The organism is Geodermatophilus obscurus, assembly GCF_900115395.1.
Lineage (GTDB): Bacteria > Actinomycetota > Actinomycetes > Mycobacteriales > Geodermatophilaceae > Geodermatophilus > Geodermatophilus obscurus_B.
In genome coordinates this window covers 322,704-345,822 of the sequence record NZ_FOWE01000001.1, presented here as the reverse complement: position 1 = coordinate 345,822, position 23,119 = coordinate 322,704, and the positions used below count along the sequence as shown (strand labels likewise).

Annotated in this window: 22 protein-coding genes; 12 read left to right on the top strand and 10 right to left on the bottom strand. The window is 77.3% G+C overall.

Features of this window, described 5'->3' with window-relative positions; genetic code table 11:
• Positions 1-11: 11 nt before the first annotated feature.
• Positions 12-1,502 carry a glucose-6-phosphate dehydrogenase gene (gene zwf, locus BM165_RS01620; protein WP_075011763.1) on the bottom strand — a complete coding sequence of 497 codons (1,491 nt, stop codon included), beginning with the start codon at positions 1,500-1,502 and terminating at the stop codon, positions 12-14.
• A 194-nt stretch (positions 1,503-1,696) separates the two neighbouring features.
• Between zwf and BM165_RS01615 the strand changes: the two genes are divergently transcribed.
• From BM165_RS01615 to BM165_RS01600, 4 genes are all read left to right on the top strand, one after another.
• The gene (locus BM165_RS01615; RefSeq protein WP_075011762.1) at positions 1,697-2,863 is read left to right on the top strand and encodes a redoxin domain-containing protein; all 1,167 of its coding nucleotides are present in this window, start codon (positions 1,697-1,699) and stop codon (positions 2,861-2,863) included.
• An 86-nt stretch (positions 2,864-2,949) separates the two neighbouring features.
• Positions 2,950-3,555 carry a sulfite oxidase-like oxidoreductase gene (locus BM165_RS01610; RefSeq protein WP_075011761.1) on the top strand — a complete coding sequence of 202 codons (606 nt, stop codon included), beginning with the start codon at positions 2,950-2,952 and terminating at the stop codon, positions 3,553-3,555.
• Positions 3,525-4,283 (top strand): FAD-binding oxidoreductase, encoded by a 759-nt coding sequence (locus tag BM165_RS01605; protein ID WP_075011760.1) that lies wholly within the window; start codon positions 3,525-3,527, stop codon positions 4,281-4,283. Before BM165_RS01610 ends, BM165_RS01605 begins: the two co-directional genes overlap by 31 nt.
• Before the next feature lie 22 nt (positions 4,284-4,305).
• A complete protein-coding gene (locus tag BM165_RS01600) occupies positions 4,306-4,734 on the top strand; it encodes a CBS domain-containing protein (RefSeq protein WP_083426935.1) in 429 nt (142 codons plus the stop codon).
• Between the two features lie 13 nt (positions 4,735-4,747).
• On the opposite strand, the gene BM165_RS01595 is transcribed toward BM165_RS01600, so the two are convergent.
• The 5 genes from BM165_RS01595 to BM165_RS01575 form a co-directional block, all read right to left on the bottom strand.
• Entirely contained in the window at positions 4,748-5,032 is a 285-nt protein-coding gene (locus tag BM165_RS01595) for a DUF6510 family protein (RefSeq protein WP_075011759.1), read from the bottom strand.
• Between the two features lie 41 nt (positions 5,033-5,073).
• On the bottom strand, positions 5,074-6,003 hold the full coding sequence (locus tag BM165_RS01590) for an alpha/beta fold hydrolase (protein ID WP_075011758.1): 930 nt from the start codon (positions 6,001-6,003) through the stop codon (positions 5,074-5,076).
• Positions 6,004-6,023: 20 nt separating this feature from the next.
• Positions 6,024-6,743 carry an alpha/beta fold hydrolase gene (locus tag BM165_RS01585; RefSeq protein WP_208976599.1) on the bottom strand — a complete coding sequence of 240 codons (720 nt, stop codon included), beginning with the start codon at positions 6,741-6,743 and terminating at the stop codon, positions 6,024-6,026.
• 98 nt (positions 6,744-6,841) lie between these two features.
• Positions 6,842-7,021: a hypothetical protein gene (locus BM165_RS01580; RefSeq protein ID WP_075011756.1), complete on the bottom strand. Its 180-nt coding sequence runs from the start codon at positions 7,019-7,021 to the stop codon at positions 6,842-6,844.
• Positions 7,022-7,137: 116 nt separating this feature from the next.
• Entirely contained in the window at positions 7,138-9,912 is a 2,775-nt protein-coding gene (locus tag BM165_RS01575; protein WP_075011755.1) for a helix-turn-helix transcriptional regulator, read from the bottom strand.
• Between the two features lie 307 nt (positions 9,913-10,219).
• On the opposite strand from BM165_RS01575, the gene BM165_RS01570 reads away from it, so the two are divergent.
• The 3 genes from BM165_RS01570 (at position 10,220) to BM165_RS01565 (ending at position 12,804) form a co-directional block, all read left to right on the top strand.
• A complete protein-coding gene (locus BM165_RS01570) occupies positions 10,220-10,630 on the top strand; it encodes a DUF5709 domain-containing protein (RefSeq protein WP_075011754.1) in 411 nt (136 codons plus the stop codon).
• A 577-nt stretch (positions 10,631-11,207) separates the two neighbouring features.
• Entirely contained in the window at positions 11,208-11,360 is a 153-nt protein-coding gene (locus BM165_RS24580; protein ID WP_177225058.1) for a hypothetical protein, read from the top strand.
• Positions 11,361-11,448: 88 nt separating this feature from the next.
• Positions 11,449-12,804 (top strand): diacylglycerol/lipid kinase family protein, encoded by a 1,356-nt coding sequence (locus BM165_RS01565; RefSeq protein WP_075011753.1) that lies wholly within the window; start codon positions 11,449-11,451, stop codon positions 12,802-12,804.
• A gap of 85 nt (positions 12,805-12,889) precedes the next feature.
• Here BM165_RS01565 and BM165_RS01560 read toward each other — a convergent pair whose 3' ends face one another.
• Entirely contained in the window at positions 12,890-14,149 is a 1,260-nt protein-coding gene (locus BM165_RS01560; protein WP_083426934.1) for a cation:proton antiporter, read from the bottom strand.
• A gap of 213 nt (positions 14,150-14,362) precedes the next feature.
• Between BM165_RS01560 and BM165_RS01555 the strand changes: the two genes are divergently transcribed.
• Positions 14,363-16,798 (top strand): lysylphosphatidylglycerol synthase domain-containing protein, encoded by a 2,436-nt coding sequence (locus BM165_RS01555; RefSeq protein ID WP_143107970.1) that lies wholly within the window; start codon positions 14,363-14,365, stop codon positions 16,796-16,798.
• Between the two features lie 26 nt (positions 16,799-16,824).
• Here BM165_RS01555 and BM165_RS01550 read toward each other — a convergent pair whose 3' ends face one another.
• A complete protein-coding gene (locus BM165_RS01550; RefSeq protein WP_075011751.1) occupies positions 16,825-17,853 on the bottom strand; it encodes a site-specific integrase in 1,029 nt (342 codons plus the stop codon).
• 90 nt (positions 17,854-17,943) lie between these two features.
• Here BM165_RS01550 and BM165_RS01545 point away from each other — a divergent pair, with 90 nt between their 5' ends.
• The 4 genes from BM165_RS01545 to BM165_RS01535 all read left to right on the top strand — a co-directional run bounded on the left by BM165_RS01545 (position 17,944) and on the right by BM165_RS01535 (position 21,108).
• On the top strand, positions 17,944-19,158 hold the full coding sequence (locus BM165_RS01545; RefSeq protein ID WP_143107969.1) for a coiled-coil domain-containing protein: 1,215 nt from the start codon (positions 17,944-17,946) through the stop codon (positions 19,156-19,158).
• A 19-nt stretch (positions 19,159-19,177) separates the two neighbouring features.
• Positions 19,178-19,558: a Rossmann-fold NAD(P)-binding domain-containing protein gene (locus BM165_RS25080; protein WP_208976598.1), complete on the top strand. Its 381-nt coding sequence runs from the start codon at positions 19,178-19,180 to the stop codon at positions 19,556-19,558.
• Positions 19,558-19,977: a dihydrodipicolinate reductase C-terminal domain-containing protein gene (locus BM165_RS25075; RefSeq protein WP_208976597.1), complete on the top strand. Its 420-nt coding sequence runs from the start codon at positions 19,558-19,560 to the stop codon at positions 19,975-19,977. Before BM165_RS25080 ends, BM165_RS25075 begins: the two co-directional genes overlap by 1 nt.
• Positions 19,978-20,046: 69 nt before the next feature.
• Positions 20,047-21,108 (top strand): DUF2855 family protein, encoded by a 1,062-nt coding sequence (locus BM165_RS01535; protein WP_075011749.1) that lies wholly within the window; start codon positions 20,047-20,049, stop codon positions 21,106-21,108.
• 9 nt (positions 21,109-21,117) lie between these two features.
• On the opposite strand, the gene BM165_RS01530 is transcribed toward BM165_RS01535, so the two are convergent.
• Together BM165_RS01530 and BM165_RS01525 are read right to left on the bottom strand one after the other, a co-directional pair.
• Positions 21,118-21,765, bottom strand: a complete 648-nt coding sequence (locus tag BM165_RS01530; protein ID WP_075011748.1) for a response regulator — start codon at positions 21,763-21,765, stop codon at positions 21,118-21,120.
• Complete coding sequence (locus BM165_RS01525; protein WP_075011747.1) at positions 21,762-23,051, bottom strand: sensor histidine kinase; 1,290 nt, start codon at positions 23,049-23,051, stop codon at positions 21,762-21,764. The genes BM165_RS01530 and BM165_RS01525 overlap by 4 nt, the downstream gene beginning before the upstream one ends.
• Between the last annotated feature and the right edge of the window lie 68 nt (positions 23,052-23,119).

The following is a 23,119-nucleotide window of genomic DNA, read 5'->3' as shown; positions in this document are numbered from 1 at the left end:
GAGGGGTGCGGTCAGGTCCCGTGGCGCCAGCTGCGGCCCGTGCGGGTCATCAGCGCGGTGGCCTCCGGCGGCCCCCAGGTGGCGGCCTGGTACAGCGGGATCGGCTGCGGGTCGCCGGCCCAGTACCGCAGCACCGGGTCGACGATGCGCCAGGAGCGGCCGACCTCGTCGGCCCGGATGAAGAGGGTGGGGTCACCGATCAGCGCGTCGAGGATCACCCGCTCGTAGGCGTCGATCGACTCCTGGTCGAAGCTCTCGTAGGAGAAGTCCATCGAGGCCTTCTGCACGCGGAAGGCGTGGCCGGGGACCTTGGCGCCGAAGCGGAGACTGACCCCCTCGTCGGGCGCGACCCGCACGATCAGGGCGTCGGGCTCCAGGCCGGCCTCGGTGCCCGGGAACAGCGGCAGCTGCGGGGGCCGCCGGAACTGCATCGCGACCTCGGTGACCCGGGCGGGCAGCCGCTTGCCGGTCCGCACGAAGACCGGCACGCCGGTCCACCGCCAGTTGTCGATGTCGAGCTTGAGGGCCACGAACGTCTCGGTGGAGCTCAGCGGGTCGACGCCGGGCTCCTCCCGGTACCCGGGCATCAGCTCCTCGCGGGTGCCCCCGCGGGTGTACTGGCCACGGACGGCGTTCGTCGCGATCTGGGCCTCCTCGTCCAGCGGCCGGATGGCACGCAGGAGCTTGACCTTCTCGTCGCGGATCGCCTCGGCGTGGAACGAGGTCGGGGGCTCCATGAGGAACAGCGACAACACCTGCAGCACGTGGTTCTGCACGATGTCGCGCATCGCCCCGGTCGTCTCGTAGAACCCGCCCCGGCTGCCCACGCCGAGGGTCTCCGCGACGGTGATCTGCACGTCCTCGACCCAGGTGCGGTTCCAGATGGGCTCGAAGACCGAGTTGGCGAACCGCAGCGCCAGCAGGTTCTGCACCGTCTCCTTGGCCAGGTAGTGGTCGATGCGGAAGATCTGCTCCTCGGTGAACGCCGTCGACAGGTCGGCGTACAGCTCGCGGGCGCTGGTCTCGTCCCAGCCGAACGGCTTCTCGATGACGGCGCGTACGAACCCCTGCCCGGTCGGTGCGCCCAGCCCGGCCTTCCCCAGGCTCACCGCGATCGGCCCGAACAACCGTGGCGGGGTGGCCAGGTAGTACACCCGGCCGCCGGCGGTGCCCTGCCGCCGGTCGCAGTCCTCGAGCACCTCGGCGAGACGGGCGTAGGTGGCCGGGTCGTCGTAGTCCCCGGCGACGTACCGCGCGGTGGCGGTGAGCTCCGTCCATCGCGGGTCGTCCGTGGCGGCGACGGTCTCGCGGCAGTGGCTGCCGAACTCCTCGTCGGTCATCGGTGTGCGCGCGACCCCGACCAGGGCGACCTCGGCCGGCAGCGCACCGTAAGCGGCCAGCCGTTCCAGCGCGGGGAGCAGCTTGCGGGCGGTCAGGTCCCCCGACGCGCCGAAGATGACGAGGACGCACGGGGGCGAGCGTCGCGGCTGGTCGGTCGTCATCGGGAGATGCACCCCTCGCGTTCGCGCGGCACGGCGTGTGGACCGGTCGGTCCCGGGAGGGCGAGGTCACCCGCCGCGCCGGACCGGATGGAGCACCCTAAGCCCGGAGGCGTGGACCGGACCCGCGGGAACCGCCGGCCCCGGCCCGCACCAGGGATCCCCACGGGCGCGAGCGGCCCCGGTGGGGTCGGAGGGTGGGCGCGCACGCCGCCCGCGAGAGGACCCGGCACACGACCACCGAGCACACGACCACCGAGCACACGACCTCCGAGCACACGACCCCCGACCACCTGGGCTCCGACCACCTGCTGGACCGCGCCCGCCGGCTCGGGCAGCTGTTCCGTCCCGACGACGTCCGCGCCGAGGACCGCGGGGACGCCGACGGCGCCGACGCCCTGTGGCCCGTCGAGGCGGAGTTCTCCCTCGCCGCGGCCACCGACTGGCTCAACTCGCCCCCGCTCACCGGCGCCGACCTGCGCGGCCGGGTGGTGCTCGTCGACTTCTGGACCCACACCTGCATCAACTGGCTGCGCCAGCTGCCCCACGTGCGCGCCTGGGCCGACGCCTACCGCGACGCCGGGCTGGTGGTGGTCGGGGTGCACTCCCCCGAGTTCTCCTTCGAGCACGGCGTCGAGGCCGTCCGCCGGGCCGTGGAGTCCCGCTCGATCGGCTACCCGGTCGCGGTCGACGACACCTTCGGCGTCTGGCGGTCCTTCCACAACCACTTCTGGCCGGCGCTCTACCTCGTCGACGCCACCGGGCGCCTGCGCCACCACGTCTTCGGCGAGGGCTCCTACGAGGAGACCGAGACGGTCCTGCGGCAGCTGCTCACCGAGGCCGGCGCCGGCGACCTCGGGCCCTTCCCCGCACCCGTCGAGGCGCGCGGCGTCGAGGCCCCGGCCGACTGGGACAGCCTCCGCTCCGCCGAGACCTACCTGGGCTACGACCGGACCACCGGCTTCGCCTCGCCGGGCGGAGTCGTGGCCGACCTGCCGCGCGCCTACGCCGCCCCCGACCGGCTGCGGCTCGGCCACTGGGCCCTGGCCGGCGCCTGGACGGTGGGCCGCGAGGCGGCGGTGGCGCAGAAGCCCGGCGGGCGGCTCACCCTCCGCTTCTCCGCCCGCGACCTCCACCTGGTCGCGGCGCCACCGGCCGGCGCGACCGTGCGGTACCGCGTGCTGCTCGACGGCCGACCGTCGGGCGCCGACGCCGGCCTCGACGTCGCCTCCGACGGCTCCGGGACCATCGCGGAGCCCCGGCTGCACCAGCTCGTGCGCCGCCCGGGCGCGGTCGACGCCGCCACCGTGGAGATCGAGTTCCTCGACCGCGGCGCCGAGGTCTACGCGGTCACCTTCGGCTGACCCGCGCCACGGTCATCTGACCGATGCGGCCGCCCGCCGCCCGGCCGCAGGGTGGCACGGTCCGCCGGACGAGGAGGAGGACGGCCATGTCACTGGTCTCCCGGGGCTTCGGGCGCCGGCGGTCGGCCACCACCGACGACCGCCTGCCGCCGGGGCAGTACGACACCGGCGACCGGTTCCCGGTGCTGTCGGCCGGCCCGACCCCGCACACGCCGCCCGCGCAGTGGGACCTCGCGGTGCGCGGCGAGGTCGCCGCCCCGCAGACCTGGACGTGGGAGGAGTTCCGCGCGCTGCCGCGCGAGTCGGTCTCGGTCGACATCCACTGCGTGACCAAGTGGTCGAAGTTCGGCACCCGCTGGGAGGGCGTGTCGGTCGACACCCTGCTGGCCGACGCCGGCGTGCAGGGGTCGCACGTGCTGGCATTCTCCGACGGCGGGTACACCACCAACCTGCCCCTCGACGACGTGACGAACGGCCGGGCATGGGTGGTCGACACCTACGACGGGCAGCCCCTCGCACCCGAGCACGGCGGCCCGGCGCGGCTGCTGGTCCCGCACCTGTACTTCTGGAAGAGCGCCAAGTGGGTCCGCGGGCTGTCCGTGACGCCGAGGAACGAGCCCGGCTTCTGGGAGACCTTCGGCTACCACGACCGCGGTGACCCGTGGCGCGAGCAGCGGTACAGCGGCGACTGACCTGGCTGCGCGCCAGGCTCGCGGACAACCTGCCCGAGAGCCCCCGGGTGCGGCGGTTGGTCTTCGACGTCCCCGACTGGCGGGGACACCTGCCCGGGCAGCACGTCGACGTCCGGTTGACGGCCGAGGACGGCTACACCGCCCAGCGCAGCTACTCGATCGCCTCACCCCCCGAGGACCCCCGGCTCCACCTGCTCGTGGAGGACCTCGAGGGCGGTGAGGTGTCGCCCTACCTCACCGAGGAGATGCAGGCCGGGGACGACCTGGAGCTGCGCGGGCCGATCGGCGGGTACTTCGTGTGGTCGGCCGCCGCCGACGCCGCCACCCCGGCGGACCAGCGGCGGCCGGTGCAGCTCGTCGCCGGGGGCGCCGGGGCCTCCCCCTTCCTCGCCATGCTCGACCACGCCCGGCGCGCCGGGGACCCCACCCCGGTCCGGCTGCTGTACTCGGCCCGCACCGCCGACGACGTCCTGGGCGGCGACCTGCTCGGGCCGGAGACGACGGTGACGCTGACCCGCGGCGCGCCGCCGGGCTGGCGCGGGCGCACCGGCCGCGTCGACCGTGCCCTGCTGCAGGAGCAGACCTTCCCGCCCGACGCCCGGCCCCGGGTCTTCGTCTGCGGCCCCACCGTCTTCGTCGAGACCGTCGCCACCACCCTGGTGGACCTCGGGCACGCCTCCTCGGCCGTCCGGCTCGAGCGGTTCGGCGGCACCGGGGACCCGGCGTGACCATCCCGCCGCGAGGAGACCCGTGACCACCACAGCCGCCACCCCCACCGTGCAGGCCGTGATGCGCCCGCCGGTCACGACCGTGGAGCAGCGGGCGCACCTGGCCGCGGCCGCCTACCTGATGAAGCGGTCGGGCGACACCGCCCTCGTCGTCGTCCGCAGTGACGACCCCCGCGTCCCGCTCGGGATCGTCACCGACGCCGACGTCACCCAGGCGGTCGCCGACGGCCGGGACCTCGAGCAGCTGCGGGTCACCGACGTCCTGTCCACCATGCCCGTCACCGTCACCCCGGACACGACGGTCGGCGACGCCCTGCGCACGATGGTGCAGCACCGGATCCACCACCTGCTGGTGCTCGCCGACGGCCGGCTGGTGGGGATCGTCGACATGCTCGGGCTGTGCACCGTCTCGCTGGGACCGGTCCCGCCGGACCCGCCCGGGGGCGCGTGACGGCCCCGGGCGGTCAGCGGTCCGGCGGCGAGGTCAGCAGCAGCACGCCGGTCATCTCCAGCCGCCGACCGCCCTCGTCCGACGCGCACCGCAGGACCACTTGCAGGCACGACGGGCAGCGCAGCACCAGCGCCGGGGCATCGGCGTAGACGAGGTGCCCGCCCAGCGCCGCCCGGCCGCCGCAGTGCGCACAGGTGGCCATCGCCGACGCCGGGTCCATGGTCATGACCTCGGTAAGGACGCCGGCCGCGGCGTTGCCGTCCAGCCGGCGGTCGCCGGGGTCCGTGGGGTCGCTCATTCCCGGTCTCCTCTCGCCCGCACCGGCCGGTGCGGGGGTCCTCACGCGGCCTGCGCGTGCCCGTCACCGTGGAAGCGGCGGATCGCGGCCAGCGTCTCCGCAGGCCGCTCCTCAGCCAGGAAGTGCCCGGAGTCCAGCGCCTCGCCGGTGACGTCGTCGGCCCACTCCCGCCAGACGGCAAGCGTGTCGTACCAGGTCGCCAGGGCGCCCCGGCCCGCCCACAGCACCTGCAGCGGGCAGGTGATGCGGCGCCCGGCGGCCCGGTCGGCGTCGTCGTCGTCGCGGTCGCAGGTGGCGCCGGCGCGGTAGTCCTCGCAGATGGCGTGCACCACGGCCGGGTCCCGGACCGACCGGGCGTAGTCGGCGACCGCCTCGGGCGCGAAGCCCCGGACGGCGCCGCCGAACTCGGCGTCGAAGAAGAAGAACTCCGGGTCCGGGGCGATGAGCCGTTCGGGCACCGGCTCGGGCAGCGCGAGGAACGACCAGTGCCAGTACCCGAGCGCCAGGCGCGCGTCGGCCCGGGCCCACACCTCGCCGGTGGGGACGACGTCCATCACGGTCACCCGGCGCACGGCGTCCGGGGAGTCCAGCGCCATGCGGTAGGCCACCCGGCCGCCCCGGTCGTGGCCCACCACGTCGAAGGCGTCGAACCCCAGCTGCCGCATCAGCCGCACGCCGTCGTCGGCCATGGCCCGCTTGCCGTAGGTCTCGTGCCCCGGGACGGTCGGCGGCTTCGAGCTGTCGCCGTAGCCGCGGAGGTCGGGCGCGACCACGGTGAAGTCCTCGGCCAGCTCCGCGGCGACGCCGCCCCACATCAGGTGGGTCTCCGGGTAACCGTGCAGGAGCAGCAGCGGCGGACCGGAGCCGCCCGACCGCACCCGCAGGGTCACGTCCCCCACGGTGAGCCGCGCCTGCGCGAAGCCGTCGAAGCCGTCGCCGCGCGTCCCGGTGTCCGGCCCTGGAGGTGGCATCGGAGCTCCCGGTGCCCCGCTCAGACTGCCGCGGTCGTCGAGGCGTCGGCCGCCTCGAGGATCATCTGCACCGTCTCGGCCACGTGGGACATGCCCACGACGTGCGAGGCGCCCGCGATCTCGACGGTGCGCCGTGACCCGGCCCGTTCGGCCATGATGCGGTGCGCGCCCGCCGGGATGTTGCGGTCCAGCTCGCCGAAGACGAACCAGCTGGGCACCGTGCGCCACAGCGGCGCGTCGCCGGAGGGCTCGCCGAGCGCCGCCTGGGTCACCGGCCGCTGGGTGACCGCCATGAGCGCCGCCTGCGCCTCGGGCAGGTCCTCGGCGAACTGGTGATGGTACTTCGCCGGGTCGATGTAGGTGTCGGCGCCGCCGCCGGTGAGCGGCACGAGGACCAGCGTCTCGCCGAGCGTGCCGCCGGGCACGAGGGCCGAGGCGTCCGCGCAGCTCTCACCGGGGTCGAGCGCGAACCCGGCGACGTACACCAGGGCCTGCACGTCACCCGCGTCGGCGGCCACGTTGGTCAGCAGCGCACCGCCGTAGGAGTGCCCGACGAGGACCACCGGGCCCTCGATGCTGCGGACCAGGTCGGTGAGCCCGGCCGCGTCCGAGGCGAGCCCGCGCAGCGGGGTGGCCCAGGCGATCACCCGGTGCCCGGCCTCCTGCAGCGGCGCGACGACGTCGTCCCAGCTCGACGACTCGGCGTAGGCACCGTGGACCAGGACGATGGTCGGCTTCATGTCGCTCCTCGGGGGTCCCTCCGCGACGGCTGCCCCGGCGGGCCGAGTCTGGGGTCCGCCGGCCGGCGCGGGCATCGGTCAAGTGACTCGGCGGGGCCTCAGCCGGGCTGCGGCCCGACCCGCTCGAGGGACTGCACGTGGACGTCCTGCACCCGCAGGATCGCCGAGCCCCCGCGGAACAGGACGGTCCAGCCGTCCTCCCGCTCGACCTGCACATCCTCGTACGTCTCGCGCACGACCTGCTCACCGTCGCCGTAGACCATCTGGTAGGTCGGCATGGCCCGCTCCCTCGTCGTCCCTGCGCGCCGGCGCTCCCGCCGCACCCGCCGACCGTGGCGGGCGGCCGCGGCCGCGGCATCGGTCATGCGACTGCCGGCGCGCGGGGCCCGCGGCCTCAGCCCGGCAGCGGTGCGCGGGCCAGCGCGTCCCGCAGCGCCGCCCGGGAGGAGATGCCGAGCTTGGGGAAGACGCGGTACAGGTGCGCGCTCACCGTCCGCGGGGAGAGGTAGAGCTGCGCGCCGATCTGCTTGTTGGTCAGCCCCGACGCCGCGAGCTGGGAGATCTCGTGCTCCTGCGGCGTCAGGTCCGCCGGGACCGCCGGTGCCCCCACGGACCTCGACATCCCGGCCGCGCGCAGCTCGTGCCCGGCCCGCGCTGCCCAGGGCCGGGCGCCTAGCCGGGTGAAGGTCTCCAGCGCGGCGGCGAGGTGCAGCCGGGCGGCACCGGTCGCGCGCACCCGGCGCAGGTGCTCGCCGTGGGCCAGCTGCACGCGCGCGTGCTCGAAGGGGGAACGGGCGGCGCCCGGCACGGCCAGCGCCTCCTCGAAGCACGCGGTGGCCCCGCCGTCCGGGGCGGTGAGGGCGGCCGCGCCGGCCGCGAGCAGGGCCAGCCGGGGCCGCAGCCGCACGGCCGGCAGCGCCCGCACCGCCGCGACGTGCGCCTCAGCCTCCGGACGCCGGCCGGTCCGGACCGCCGCCTCGACCAGGTCGAGCACCACCTCCGGGGTGACCGGCGCGGAGGCGGCTCCGGTCCCCGGCGGGACGGTCGCCGCGGCCTGCCGGTGGGCCTCCTCGACGTCGCCGTCCGCGAGGGCCGCCAGCGCGCGCGCCCGGGACGCCACGTGCTCCAGTGCGCGGACCCCCCGCGGGCCGGCCCAGGCGGCGACCTCGCCGGCCAGGGCCCGCGCGCTCGCGCCGTCCCCCTCGGCGGCGGAGAGCAGCGCCAGGCAGCCGGTGCCGGACAGCGCGAGGAGCCGGTGCCCCCGGGCGCCGGCCAGCTCCACGGCCTCCTCGGCGGTGCGGCGCGCCTCCTCCCACCGGCCGGCGGTCCAGGCGTCGGAGGCGAGGAGGACCAGCGCCTGCGTCGCGCAGCCCACGGCGCCGCCCTCCCGCCCGTCCCACACCACCCGCCACAACGCCCCTCGGCAGCCGTCGAGCCGGTCGACGGACAGGGCGGCCAGCCCGGTCCGCACGATCCGCGCCGGGTCCACCTCCGCGTCGACGCCGGCGACCAGCCGGTCCAGCTGCCGGAGGTCCGCGGCGGTGACGTGTGCCGGGTCGCCGAGCGTGGACAGGGCGACCGCCACGGCCGGGCCCACCCGGTGCCCCACCCGGGCGGCCGTCGCCCGCAGGACGCGCTCCGGTCCGGGGCGGCCGGCGGAGGAGCACACGACCAGCAGGTCGTGCAGCGCCTCGTCGAGGTCGCCGGTCCCGACCGGTCCCCGCAGCGCGGCCTCGATCGCGCGCGCGAGGCCCGTGACGGCCCCGTCGACGTCCCCCTCGCCCGCCCACCGGGAGTGGGCGGCGGCCATCGCGGCCGGCAGCGAGCCGCCGCCGTCGGGGTCGGCGCGGCGCGCCTGCAGCAGCAGGGGCGGGACGCTGCGGAGGTCACCGGCCACGGCCGCGCCCACGTAGGCGGCCCTGCCGAGCCGGCGCGCGCGGTCGGGACCGCGGCGGCCGAGGTCGGCGGCCCGCAGCAGCGCGGGGACGGCGGCGGTCACGTCGCCCCGGCGCAGGGCACGCTCCCCGGCCGCGTCGAGGAGGTCCGCGGCGTGCCCGTCCGAGCCGACGGCCGCCTCGGCCAGGTGCCACGCCCGGCGCTCGGGCTGGTCGGCGAGGACCGCCGCGAGCGTGACGTGTGCCCGGCGGCGCTCGCCGGCCGTCGCCAGCGCGACGGCCGCCGAGCCGACGAGCGGGTGGCGCAGGGACACGCGGCGGGTGCCGGCGTCCACGGACAGCAGCCGCGCCCGCTCGGCGGGGGCCAGGACGTCGAGCCAGTCCTCGCCCGGGGACGCCGCGCCGAGGACCCCGAGGTCGCCGGTCCCGTCGAGGGCGGCGAGCAGGAGCAGCCGCCGGGTGCCGGGCGGCAGGTCGCCCACCCGGTCGGCGAAGCGGGACCGCAGGGAGCTGCTCAGGGGCAGCACCGGGGGCAGCGCCTGGTGCGCCACCCGCTGCGGGCCGGTGAGCGCGGCGGGCAGCTCGAGCAGCGCCAGCGGGTTGCCCTGGGAGACGGCCACGACGCGGCGGCGGACCCGGGGCGCCATCGTCGGGTAGCGACCGGTGACCAGCTGCTCGGCCGCCCGGTCGCCCAGCGGCCGCACCTCGTGCTCGGGCAGGCCGGCGAGCGGGCGGAACCCGTCGTCGCCGGACCGCGCGGCGGCGAGCAGGCCGATGCGGCTGCCCGGGAGCCGGCGGCCCACGAAGCCCAGGACGTCGGCGGTGGCCCGGTCGAGGTCCCGCAGGTCGTCGGCCACCAGGAGCACCGGGCCGCCGGCGGCGACCTCCCGCAGCAGCGCGAGGACGGCGGTGGAGACGACGAGACGGTCGGGCGTCGGTCCCGCCCGGTGGCCGAGCGCGGTGGCGAGGGCGTCGCGGTGCAGCGCGGCCAGCGTGTCCCAGGCGCCCATCACGGGCTGCAGGAGCCGGCTCAGCCCGGCGTGGGCGACCTCGGCCTCGGCCGCCACGCCGGCAGTGGACAGCACGCGGGTCCCGGCCGCGCCGGCGGCCCGTACCCCGACGTCGAGCAGGGCGCTCTTGCCGACGCCCGGCCCGCCGGTGAGCACCAGGGCGGCACCGTGGTCGGCGGCGCGGTCGAGGAGGGACGTGAGCAGGGCGACGTCCCCCGCCCGGCCGACCAGTGCGGGAGCGGGGTCCTCGGCGGTGGCGTCCACGGGTGCTCCCCTCGGCTCGGAGCGCCCGCCGCCGGCCGGGAGGGCCGGCGGCGGTCGGGAGGGTCGGCGGCGATCGGTGCGGGTCCCCGTGCGGCGGAGCGTCCCGTGCCTGGGAGGGCGCCCACAACCGCCTGCCGCGCGCCCGCCGGACCCCGTGCGCCGCGTCCTCCGCCCCCGGCGCCGTCACCTGCGCATCTGCACCCAGTCAGTTGACCGATGCGGAGAGGACATGGGCAAACGCATCATCGCCGGGGCACGGGAGGGGGCCGACGGTCGGCCGCAGGCCCCGGAGGTGGGAGGACGCGCGATGGACACCGGGACCGGGGGCATCGACAGGACTGACGTCGACGGGACGGAGCCGGACGAGGACGCCGGGTGGTCCCCGCCGGAGCGGCCGTGGGGCGTCGGCGAGTGGGGCACCACCGCGCGGGAGGAGTCGGCCGGGGAGGGCCTGCGCGGCCGCCTCGCCCGCGAGCTGCCCGACGGCGGTGACGACGACCCCGGCGACGGCCTCGGCGACAGCTCCGACACCGACGGGGAGCTGATCGACGACGAGGTCGGCGGCCGGCGGGCCGGCCGGCTGGTCGAGGACGACGGCAGCTGGGACGACGAGGAGCCGGAGCTGCACGCCGAGGACGTCGGCATCGACACCGGCGCCGCCTCCGCCGAGGAGGCGGCCGTGCACGTCGTCCCCGACCGGGACGACGACCGGTCCTGACCCCGGGCGGCGACGGGGCTCGCCGGCCGACGGCAACCGGGCGAGAGGCCCCCGCCACGAGGAGCCGGGGGGCCAGCGACCGGGAGGGGGCGTGGTCGTCGACGATCAGCACCCGCGGTGTCACGACCCGACGCTGTCACCCCCGCGCGGGCGCCACCACGGGGTCAGCCCCGGGTCGGTCCGGGGGGCACCCCGCTGGTCCGGAGAGGCCTCCCGGACGGAGCCTCGTGTCGGTTCGTTCCGCCGTCCCTGGAGGCAGCCATGACCCGCACCGTGCGGCGCGACCTGCACCTGTTCCGCGTCGGGGTGGCCGGCCGCGGCCGCCGTCGTCCTGCTGGCCGCGTGCGGCGGCGGAGACGGCTCCGGTGCCGGTTCCCCGGAGGCCACGCAGGCGACCGCGGCCGAGGAGGGGACGACCGGCGACTTCTGCGACCGGGCCGCCGGCATCGACGAGCGCGTCGACGCCGCCCTGGACGACGCGGAGGGCGACCCGTCGATCGCCGAGGCGTTCCGCACGATCGCCGACGACCTGCGCGCCATCGAGGCGCCCGAGCCGATCACCGCGGACTGGGCCTCGATGGCGGCGGGCCTGGCCCGGATGGCCGACGCGTTCGGCCAGGTCGACGTCACCGACCTCGACTCGCTGGAGGTGCTCGAGCAGGCCGAGGGCGACCTGTCGGAGGCCAGCAACCGCGTGGACGACCACCTCGGCGACGAGTGCGGGATCTGACGCGGGCGCTGCGCCGACCGGCCCGCCGGCCCGGTCGGCGCAGCACACTGGTGTCCCCGGAGGACCCGGACGGGAGAGGTGGCCGTCGATGTCCGCTCCCCCGCGCACGCTCCGTCGAGGGCGGCGCAGACGCCGGCGGCGCACCGCCGCCGTCGTGGCGCTGGCCGCCGCGGCCTGGGTGGCGGTGCTGAGCCTGCAGGCGGCGCTGGACGACTTCCCCCGCGGGCTGCTCCTGCTGGCCTGCGGGGCGCTGGTCGCCGGGGGCGTGTGGGAGGGCGTGCTCCGCCGGGGCACGGCCCGGGCCGCCGGCCTCGCCGTCGCAGGTGCGGCCCTCGCCGGCGGGGTCGTCCTGCTGATGGACGAGGGCTACGTGCGCACCCTCCTGCTGCTGGGCCTGGGCGCCCTGGTCTGGCACGCGGCGGCCCGGTCGGCCTTCCGGCCGGACGTCGTCCTTCCGCCCGCCGAGCGCCCCCGCCGGCCGGTCGTCGTCGTCAACCCCCGGTCGGGCGGCGGCCGGGCAGCGGCGGCCGGGCTGGCCGAGGCGGCCCGGGACCGGGGCATCGACGTGCTCGAGCTGCGCCCCGGCGAGGACCTGGCGGCGCTCGTGCGGGACGCGGTGGAGCGGGGGGCCGACGCCGTCGGCATGGCCGGCGGTGACGGCTCGCAGGCCGTGGTGGCCGCCGTGGCCGCCGAGTCCGGTCTCCCCTACGCGTGCATCCCCGCCGGGACGCGCAACCACTTCGCCGTCGACCTCGGCGTGGACCGGACCGACCTGGTGGGGGCGCTCGACGCGCTCGTCGACGGCGGTGAGCGGGTCGTCGACCTCGCCGAGGTCAACGGCCGGGTCTTCGTCAACAACGTCTCGCTGGGGATCTACGCGGAGGCGGTCCAGAGCTCCGGCTACCGGGCGGCGAAGGTGCGGACCCTGCTCGGCACGGTGCCGCGCTCCCTGGCCGTGCGGGGCGGGTCGCAGGACCTGAGCTGGCCCACCCCGGGTGGGCGGACCCTGCAGGGGGCGGCGGTCATCCTGGTGGGCAACAACCAGTACCGGCTCGGCGGGGCCGCCGGAGCGGGGACCCGTCCGGCCGTCGACCAGGGCCTGCTGGGGGTGACGGTCCTCGACCCGCCGGACCGCCGAGCGCGGCCCCGGCGGCGCCCCGTGCGCCAGTGGGAGACCCCGGGGTTCCGCGTCGAGGCGACGCGCCCGGTGCCGGTGGGCATCGACGGGGAGGCCGCGCTGCTGGACCCGCCGCTGGTCTTCCGGGTGCGGCCGGCCGCCCTGCGGGTCCGCATCGCCGCCTCCCACCCCGGCGCCTCGCCGTCGGCGGTCGAGCCGGTGGGTGCGCTGGCGGCCCTGCGGGCCCTCGCCCGCATCGCGGGCGGAGCGGATCCCCGGCAGCTGCCGCCCCGGGTCCCGGCAGCGGCGCGGCAGCCGGCGCGCTGAGGAGGGGGCCCGCCCTCCCGCGAGGACGCAGCCGACGACGCAGCCGGCGACGGTGGCGGTAGCGGTAGCGGTAGCGGCACCGACGCTAGCCTCCGTCCCGACCGCGTCGGCGGGTCCACGTGCCCTCCCGCGACGCAGCGGGTGCCGGCGGCGGCGACTCGCCGGCCGGAACGGAGGCGGGATCCGCGCCCCCCTCGGACCGGCCGAGCGCGACGGCCAGGGCGGGCAGCAGGAGGACGGTGAGCACACCGGCGCCCACCAGCGCCGCGGCGTTCTCCGGCAGCATCGTCCGGTTGCGCAGGCCGATCTCGGTCAGGGCCACCAGCACGGGGAGGGCGGTCGCCGTCACCAGAGCCGTCTGGGTGCGCTCGTGCCAGTCCAGCACGGCGCGGTAGACCACCAGCGCAGGCAGCCCCCGGACCCCGAGCATCAGGGCGAAGAAGAGCACGACCCGCAGCGGGGCCTCGGCGATCGAGTCCAGGTCCAGGTTCATGCCGGAGTAGACGAAGAAGACCGGGATGAAGAAGCCGTACCCGACCGCGTCGAGCTTCGACTCCAGGACCGGCGAGGACGTGCCCACCCAGCGGCGGAGCACGACGCCGGCCAGGAAGGCGCCCAGCACGGCGTCGAGGTGGAAGCGGTCGGTGACGGCGATGAGCGCGACCAGCAGGAGGATCGTCCCGCGCAGGGTGATCTGCGCGGTCTCGTGCTGGCCCAGCGTGATGACCGTGGCGAGCCGGCCTCCCTCCCTGATCGCCCGGCGGGCCAGCCCGAGCAGCAGCGCGAGGACCGCGACGCCGCCCAGCGAGACCAGCGCGGTGAACCGGTTCTGGGTGCCCAGGAACACCGCGATCGCCAGCACGGGGAACAGCTCCCCGACCCCGCCCGCCGCGAGGAGGTAGCTCCCCAGCCGGCCCCTCAGCAGCCCGTTGTCCCGGAGGATCGGGAGGAGGGTCCCCAGCGCGGTCGTCGTCAGGGCGAGGGCCACCGGCACGAACGCGCGGACCAGCCCCGTCCGGGACAGCACGGCGACCACGCCGATCGCGATCAGCAGCGAGGCGGTCCAGGCCACCACCGCACGCCGCCCGGCGTCCTGCCGGAACAGGCGCAGGTCCACCTCGTAGCCCGCGAGGAGGAAGACGAAGCCCAGGCCCACGTCGGCCAGGACCTGCACCTGACCCGGCGAGCTGAGCCCCAGGACGTCCGGCCCGATCAGCATCCCCCCGGCGAGCAGCAGGACCACCTGAGGGACCGGCAGCCGGGGCAGCAGCCCGACGACCAGGGGAGCGACCAGCGCGACGGCCGCCACGGCCACCAGCGTGTCGACCCCGAGAAGACCGTCCACCGGTGGCTCCCGTCGTCGGGCCACGGCGCCGTCGCGCCGACGCGGACGGATTCTGCTCAGCGTCCGGGACAGCGTCCAGAGCGGGAGACCGGGCGCCGCCCCCTCCCCCGGGAGGCGCTCGTACGCCACCGTGTGCGGAGCGACGACCCCTGGAGGGCGGACCGCATGGGGACGACGGACACCGCAGGCCGGCCCGGCGACCGAGCACCGCGGGTGCCGGAGGCCCCGGCGGCGACGCCGGCCACGACGTCCGAGCGGGGAGGACGCACCGCAGGAGTCGGCGGTGCGGACCCGCGCGAGCAGGTCACCGGCTACGAGCGGTCCCCCAGCGACGTGCTGCGCACCGGCGTGCTGACCGTGGCCGCCGTCCTGCTGCTGGTGGTCCTGAGGTGGGCGCGCGGGGAGGTCCCGGCGCCGGACGAGGACCTCGTCCGGCGGGTGTCCTCGGCCGTACCCACGCTCGAGCGGGTCCTGACCTGGGCCGCGGCGCTGCTGGCGGTGGCGTCGGTCGTCGCGGCGTGGCTCACCGCCGCGCTGACGCGCCGTCCACGCTTGTTCGGGTACCTGCTCGTCGGCGGCGTCATCGCCGCCGTCCTGGCGCGGGCGGTCGGGTGGGTCCTCGACGGCGACGGCACGGGCGTCCTGCCCCGCGGGGACGCGCTGCCGTGGGGCCTCGACGGCGCGCGCGGGGTGGGCGGCACGGCCGTCGTCGCCGCGTCCTTCGTGGTGCTGGCGCCGTTCGTGTCGCGTCGCTGGCGGCGTGCCGGGGCCCTGGTCCTCGGACTCACCACGCTGCTGCACCTGCTGGTCCCCCGGGCGTTACCCGCCACCCTGACCGTGGTGCTCGTGCTGGGCGCCGCGGTGGGGTCCGGGACCCTCCTGCTGTTCGGCCGTCCCGTCGCCCGGCCGACCCGCGGCGCCGTGGCCGCCGCCCTGGCCGGCAGCGGCCTCGAGCCGGTCGACGTCGATCCGGCCGCGGTCGACGCGCGCGGCTCGGTCCCCTGGACGGCCACCCTGCGGAACGGCGACCGCGTGTTCGCCAAGGTCATGGGAGCCGAGAACCGCGCAGCGGACCTGCTGTTCCGGGCCTACCGGTTCCTCCGACTCAAGAACGTGGGCGACGAGCGCCCGTTCTCCTCGTTGCGCCGCACGGTCGAGCACGAGGCGCTGGTGTCGCTCTTCGTCCGGGACGTGGGTGCGCGGACGCCCCGCCTGCGGACGATCGCGCCGGTGGGACGCGACTCCTGGCTGCTGTCCTACGACCTCGTCGACGGCGCGACGCTCGACCGGCTGCCGGACACGACCCTGACCGGACCGGTCCTGCTCGGGATCTGGGAGCAGGTGGCCGTCCTGCGCCGGCACGGCGTCGCGCACCGCGACCTGCGCCGGGCCAACCTCCTCCTGGACCGGTCGGGTACCCCCTGGCTTCTCGACTGGGGGTTCAGCGAGGTCGCCGCCGCACCCGCGCTGCTCGACGCCGACGTCGCCCAGCTCCTCGTCGCCCTGGCACTGCAGGCCGGCGTCGAGCCCGCCGTCGACACCGCGGTCGCCCGGCTGGGGCCGGAGGCGGTGGCCGCGTCGCTCCCCCGGCTGCAGCCGAAGAGCCTGAGCGGTGCCACGCGGGAGGCCGCGAAGCGCCACGGGGACCTGCTCGGGGAGATCCGGGCCGCCGTCTCCGCGCGGTGCGGGGTCCCGGAGCCGCCACTCACGGAACTGGACCGGGTCAGGCCGAGGAAGCTCCTCGTGGTGGCGATGCTGGTCCTCGTCACGTACTCCCTCGTCCCGCAGCTCGGCGACGTGGCCGGCATGGCCGCACGCGTGCGGGACGCCGACTGGGCCTGGGCGCCGCTCGTCCTGGCGACGTCCGCGCTGACGTACGTGGGCGCCACCGTCAGCCTCCTCGGTGCCGTGGCCGCGCGGGTGCGGCCGGTCCCCACGCTCGTCACCCAGCTCGCGTCCTCCTTCGCCGGCAAGCTGGCACCCGCCGCTCTCGGGGGGATGGCGTTGAACGTCCGCTTCCTGCAGCGCAGCGGCGTCGACGTCGCCGTGGCCTCGTCCGGCGTCGGTCTCAGCTACGCGGCCGGGACCGTCGTCCACGTGGTGTTCCTGCTGCTGTTCGGCGCCTGGGCCGGCGGGTCGCTGCTCGGCGCCGTCCGGCCGGCCGAGTCGCCCACCGTGCTGTGGGGCGCCCTGGCGGTGCTCGTGCTCACCCTCGCCGCGTCCGCGGTCCCGGCCGTCCGGCGCCTGGTCGTGACGCGGCTGGTGCCGCCGTTGCGCCGGTCCGTCCACGGCGTCACCGCCGTCCTGCGCAGCCCCGGCAAGCTGGCGCTGCTGCTGGGCGGCTCGGCGGCGACGACCCTCGGCTACCTCCTCTGCCTCTACCTGTCCACCCGGGCCCTGGGTGGTGGGCTGGGCGTGGTCACCGTGGGTGCCGTCTACCTCGCCGGCGCCACGATCGCCGCGGCCGCCCCGACGCCGGGCGGGCTGGGCGCGCTGGAGGCCGCCCTCATCGCGGGGCTGGTCGGCGCCGGGATGGACCACACCATCGCCGTCCCGGCCGTCTTCCTCTTCCGGATCGCGACGTTCTGGCTGCCGGTCCTGCCCGGCTGGGTGGCCTTCCGCTGGCTCCGCAGGTCGGACTACGTGTAGGGCGTGCGGCGGCCCGGCCGGCCGTGTCAGAGCCCGAGGGAGCCCGAGGCGGGGTCGGCCCAGCGGCTGGAGGCGTCGTAGGAGCGCACGACCAGCGAGCGCCAGCGGCCGGTCCGGCTGATCTCCTTCTCCGGCACGCCCTGCGCGTAGGCGGTGGTGGCGAAGCCGCGGCGCAGCGAGTGCGGGGACAGTCCCTCGGTCGAGACGCCGGCGCGCTCGGCGGCGCGCTCGAGCACCAGGTCCACGCTGCGCGTGGTCAGCGCGGCCGCGCCCAGGCGCGGGCTGCTGCCCTTCCCGACGGACCGGAACAGCGGGCCGGAGGTGACGCCCTGTCCGGCCAGCGCGGCGCGCCAGGCGGCGACGGCCCGCACCGGGCAGGTGACCTCGCGGACGCCCTCGGCCAGGGCGAGGGTCTCCCCCGCCCCTCCCTGGTCGGTCTTGGAGTACCGCAGCAGGACGTCGAGACCGCCGTGCCCGGCCGGGGTGAGGTCCTCGATCCGCAGCGCGCACAGGTCCGAGGCCCGCAGGCCCAGGGCGAAGCCGACGAGGATCAGGCAGCGGTCCCGCGTCCCGGCGAGGGTGTCCGGGAGGTCCTCGACCAGCGCCCGCACGGTCGCGGTGTCGACCGCGCGGGCCCGCCGGGGCCGGCGCCCGGCCCGCGCGGCGGACCGGCGGATCCCGGCCAGCGTCCGGCGCACGCCCTCGCTGTCCCCGGGCGGCGGGTGCCCAGCCCCGCGGGCGGCGTCGTTGAGTGCCGAGAGCCGGCGGGCGACGTAGCTCGGGCTGCGGCCGTCGTCGGCCATCGACGCCAGCCAGGCGGCGACGGTCAGCGGGTCGGCGGGCAGCGCGGGCGACAGCGACCGCCCCGCACACCACGCCTCCCACGCCCGCACGTCACGGGCGTAGGCCTCCCGCGTGGCGGCCGCCTGCGCTGCCGCGACGTACGAGCCGACCGAGGTGAGGTCACCGGGCAGCAGCAGCCCCCCGTCCCCCGGCCGGGGGGTCCCGGCGGCCTCGACGGCGGTCTGCAGAGCGTCTCCCGGCTCGGTGTCCATCGCTTCGCAGAGTAGGTGATTCCCGGAAGTCAAACGATTGCGTCATGACTAATGGACGCATGGATGTGCCCATCCGTCTAACCTCGCGACATGACCGAGCCGGGTACGGACGCCGCACCAGAGGCCTGCGCCTTCCCGGCCTGCACGCGACCGCGGCGGCCGCGGGTGCCGGGACGCAGCGGACCCTCCCCGCGCTTCTGCGACCGGCCCGACCACAACCCCGAGACGGCGCGACGGGCCCGGCTGCGCGCGGCGGCGCAGCGGGTCGCCGGCGGAGGGACGGAAGCGGCCGCGCTGGCCGGCGACCTGCCGCCGGAGGGCCGGGTCCGGGCACTGGTGAGCCGGTGGGCGGGCGCCGCCCGGGAGGCCGCCGCCGCGGCGGAGGTGCAGGCCGCCCTGCTCACCGACGCGCTGGAGGCCCTCGACGCCTACCGCGACGAGGCGACCGTGGAGGCCCGTCTCGCACAGGCGAGGTCCGACGTCGACGCCGCCCACGCCGACCGGCTGCGCGCCGAGGAACGGACACGGGAGGCCGAGCGGCTGCGGACGGAGGCCGCAGAGGCCCGCCGGACGGCCGAGCGGGACGCCGAGGAGGCGCGGGCCGCCGCGGAGCGGCAGGTCGCCGAGGCGCGGGCCGAGGCGCAGCGCCGCACCGAGGTGGCCGAGCAGGCGCGCGAGGCCGCCGAGTCGGGACGCGCGGCGGCCGACGCCGAGCGTGCGCGGGCGGAGGCCGAGCGGGAACGCGCCCGCGAGGGGACCGCCGCCGCCCGGGAGCAGGCCCGCGAGGCCGGGCGGCAGCGGGACGCCGCGCGCCGCGACGCCGAGGCGGCCCGGGAGGCCGAGCAGCACGCCCGCGCCGACGCGGCCCGCGAGCACGACGCCCTGGTCGAGGCCCGCGCCGCGTGGCAGGTCACCGAGCGCACCCTCGCCGAGCGGGTGCGCGCCCGGACGGAGGAGCGCGACACCGCGGCCGCCGCCCGCGACGAGGCACTGGCCGCCGCAGCCACCGCCCGCGAGCAGACGCGCGCCGCCGGACGGGAGCGGGACGCGGCCCGCGCCGCCGAGGAGGAGGCACGGACCCTCGCCCGGGAGGCCACCGGCCGGGCCGAGGCGGCCGAGCGCGACCGGCAGGAGGCCCGCACCGACGCGGCGCGGGCGGCGCAGCGCGCGGAGGACGCCGAGCGCCGGGCGGCGCAGGCCGAGGCGGCGGCGCGCGCGGCGAGCGAGCGGGTCGGAGCGCTCACCGCCGAGGCCGACGCGCTGCGCGCCCGCATCCCGGACGAGCCCGCGACGGGCACGCCCTGACGGCCCTGGGGTCGGACGGGTGATCACGGTCTGCTTCGCCGGTGGCACCGGCTGGACGGCGCCTCCCATCCTGGCCGCGATCGACGCCGCCGACGACCTGGTGCTGGCCTCGGGGGTCTCCCGGTCCGCGGCCGGGCGGACCCTCGCCGACGTGACGGCCGCACGCAGCACCGGCCCGGTGCACGGCACCGTCGCCGAGGCCCTCGACGCCGGGCACGTCGACGTTCTCGTCGACCACACCAGTGCCGCCGCCGTCGGGGACCACGTCCGGACGGCGGTGCGGGCCGGCGTGCACCTCGTCGTCGGCTCCAGCGGGCTGACCGCCGACGACGACGCCGACCTCGACCGCCTCGCCCGCGACCACGGGGTCGGGGTGATCGCCGCCGGCAACTCTCGGTGATGGCCGCCGTCCTGCAGCGGGCCGCCACGCTGTCCGCCCGGCACGTGGGCTCCTGGGAGGTCCTCGACCACGCCGCGGCCACGAAGCCCGACGTGCCCAGCGGCACGGCCCGGCAGCTCGCCGAGACCCTCGGGCAGGTGCGCACGCCCGGGCCGGCGGTCCCGACGGCGGAGCTCATCGGCCCGGCCGAGGCGCGCGGCGCCGACGTGGCGGGGACCCGGGTCCACTCGGTCCGGCTGCCGGGCTTCGTGCTCGCCACGGAGGTCGTCTCCGCCGCGGGAGGGGAACGGCTGACCATCCGTCACGACACCGGCGACTCCCCCGCCCCCTACGTCGAGGGCACGCTGCTGGCCGTCCGCAGGGTCGGCGAGGTGCCCGGCGTGCGGCGGGGCCTGGACCGCCTGCTGTTCGACGGCTGAGCCCGGCGCGCGGCGCCGCGACCCGGGGCCGGCGTTGACCGCCGGCGCCCGGACCGGCACGGTGGCGGCGTGACGACCCCCGGCTGGGCCCTCGAGGTCGCACGCGACGACCTCACCCGCACCTCGCTCGTCGAGGCCGACGTGCCCGAGCCCGGCGACGGGGAGGCCGTGCTCCGGGTCGACCGCGTCGGCGTGACCGCCAACAACGTCACCTACGCCGTGCTCGGGGACGCCCTGCGGTACTGGCGGTTCTTCCCGGCGGGCGAGGGCTCCGGGCGGGTCCCGCTGTGGGGCTTCGCCGAGGTGCTCGCCTCCCGCGCCGACGGCGTCGAGCCCGGGCAGCGGGTGTACGGCTACCTGCCGCCCGCCAGCCACCTGCTGGTGCGCCCGGAGCGGGCGGGTGCGCACGGCTTCCGCGACGGCAGCCCGCACCGGGCGGCGCTGCCCGCCGTCTACAACTCCTACCTGCTCACATCCGGCGACCCGGCCCACGAGCCGGAGCGCGAGGACCTGCAGGTGCTCTACCGCCCACTGTTCTTCACCTCCTTCCTGCTCGCCGACCAGCTGGCCGAGCAGGACGCCGGCGTGGTGGTCCTGTCGTCGGCGTCGAGCAAGACGGCGTACGGCACCGCCTTCCTGCTGCGCGGCGGCGGCGCGGAGGTCGTCGGCCTGACCAGCCCGCGCAACGTCGACTTCACCGCGTCGCTCGGCTGCTACGACCGCGTGCTCCCCTACGACGACGTCCCCGCGCTGGCGGCCGCGCCCACCGCCTACGTCGACCTCGCCGGGAGCACTCCCCTGCGCCGCGCGCTGCACGACCACCTCGGCGCCGACCTGCTGCTCGACCTCGTCGTCGGCGTGACCCACCAGGACGCGAGCCCGGCGGGCGACCTCCCCGGGCCGCGCCCGACGGTGTTCTTCGCCCCCGACCGCGTGGCCGCGCGCACGGCGGACTGGGGCCGCGAGGGGCTCGACCGGCGCTTCGGCGAGGCGTGGCGGCGCTTCGCCCCGGCGGCGGAGGGGTGGGTCGACGTGACCGTCTCCTCCGGCCCCGAGGCGCTGCGCGACGTCTGGCTGGAGGTCCTCGCGGGCAGCAGCGACCCGCGCACCGGCCACGTCGTCCAGCTCTGAGCGGCTCCCTCAGGGGGTCATGAAGCCGCTCTCGTAGGCGGCGATCACCGCCTGCGTGCGGTCCCGGGCGCCGAGCTTGAGCAGCACGCTGCTGACGTGCGTCTTCACCGTCTCGCGGCTCAGGTGCAGGCCGGCGGCGATCTCGGCGTTGGACAGCCCGCCGGCGACCAGGCGCAGCACGTCGGCCTCGCGCCCGGTCAGCTCCGGCAGCGCGGCCGCGCCGCGCGGCCGCGTCGGCACGTGCGAGGCGATGAGCCGCCGGGTCAGGTCCGGCAGCACCAGGGAGGCGCCGCGGGCGACCACCCGGATGGCGTCGACCAGCTCGTCGGGGTCGGAGCGCTTGAGCGCGAACCCGCTCGCCCCGGCCTGCAGCGACCGGAACAGGTAGTCGTCGTCCTCGAAGGTGGTCAGCACCAGCACCCGCGGCCGCCGCGGGTCCCGCGCCACGAGCGCGGCGGTGGCCGCGATGCCGTCAATGTCGGGCATCCGCACGTCCATGAGGACGACGTCGGGGTCGGTGCGGGCGGCGACCTCCAGCGCCTCGCGACCGGTGCCGGCGTCGCCGACGACGGTGAGGTCGGGCTCGCTCTCGAGGATCACCCGCAGGCCCGAGCGGACGAGCACGTCGTCGTCGACGAGCAGCAGCCGCAGCGTCACGCGGTGCCGGACAGCGGCAGGGTCGCGCAGACCTCGAACCCGCCCGACGGCGACGGCCCGGCGGTCAGCGTGCCGCCGGCGGCCGCCGCGCGCTCCCGCAGGCCGGCCAGCCCGCGCCCGCCGCCGGGGCCGGGGCGGGCGTCGAGCTGCGTCGCCGCCTCGTTGCAGACCCGGACGACGAGGAGGCCGTCGACGCGCACCACCTGAGCGACGGTGAGCGGGCACCCGGCGTGCCGCAGCACGTTCGTGGTGCCCTCCTGCACGACGCGGTAGGCCAGCTCCTGCAGGCCCGCGGGCACCTCGCCGAGCTCGCCCTCCCCGATGCCGTCGACCACCAGGGCCACCGGCAGGCCGCCGTCGCGCAGCCCGGCGAGCAGGTCGTCGAGGTCGGCGAGGGTGGGGGCGGCGAAGGGCGCCGGGTCGCCCTGGGCATCGACGGTGCGCAGGACGCTGAGCACCCGGTCGAGCTCCGACAGCGCGGTGCGGGTGTTGGTCTCGATGTGCTCGAGGGCCTGCCGGGCGAAGTCCGGCTGCACCGGACGGTCGCCGGCGGGGGTCAGGGTGCGGCGGGCGGCGGTGGCCTGCAGCAGGCTGGCGGTCAGCGCGTGCCCGATGGTGTCGTGCAGGTCGCGGGCCAGCCGCTGGCGGTCGGCCAGCCGCCGGGAGCTCTGCTGCAGCGCGGCGATGCGCTGCTCGGGGGCCGCGCCGAGCAGCCGCGGCGCGGCCGCGGCCGTGAGGCGCACGAGCAGCTCGAGCACCAGCAGGGTCAGGCAGACCACGAGGGCCATGAGCAGCAGCAGCGGCAGTGTCGTGACGACGGTCCAGTCGGTCTCCCAGCCGAGGGCGACGAACGCGGCCAGGCCGAACACGAGCGTGGCGAACATGGCCGCCCCGAGCAGCACCCGGGCGCCGAGCCAGCCCAGTGCCCGCCAGGTGCCCGCGGCGAGGACCAGGCGGCGGACGCGGCGCACGACGCCCCGCTGGTCGCGCACCCGCTCGCCGTCGGGGATGTCCACGCCCAGCAGCGTCCGGGCCAGCCGCCGCTCGACGCCGCCGAGGCCGCGCGCCACGGCGAGCACCTGCAGGACCAGCAGCACCCCGATGCCGTAGACGACGGCGACGACGGAGCCGACCAGGCCGATGAACAGCGCCGAGTAGAGGACCGCGAGCGGCAGGCCGGCGAGGACGTACAGCGCTCGCCCGGGCCAGCCGGGGCGGGCGGCGGCGAGCAGGGCGCGGACCCGCGGTGCCAGCGCCGGGGCGTGCGTCGGTGCCGTCCAGGACATGCCGTGATCCTGGCCTCCCGCGGCGCCGCGCGACTCCCCCGCCGGCGCGCTCCCCGCCTCCCCCGCGC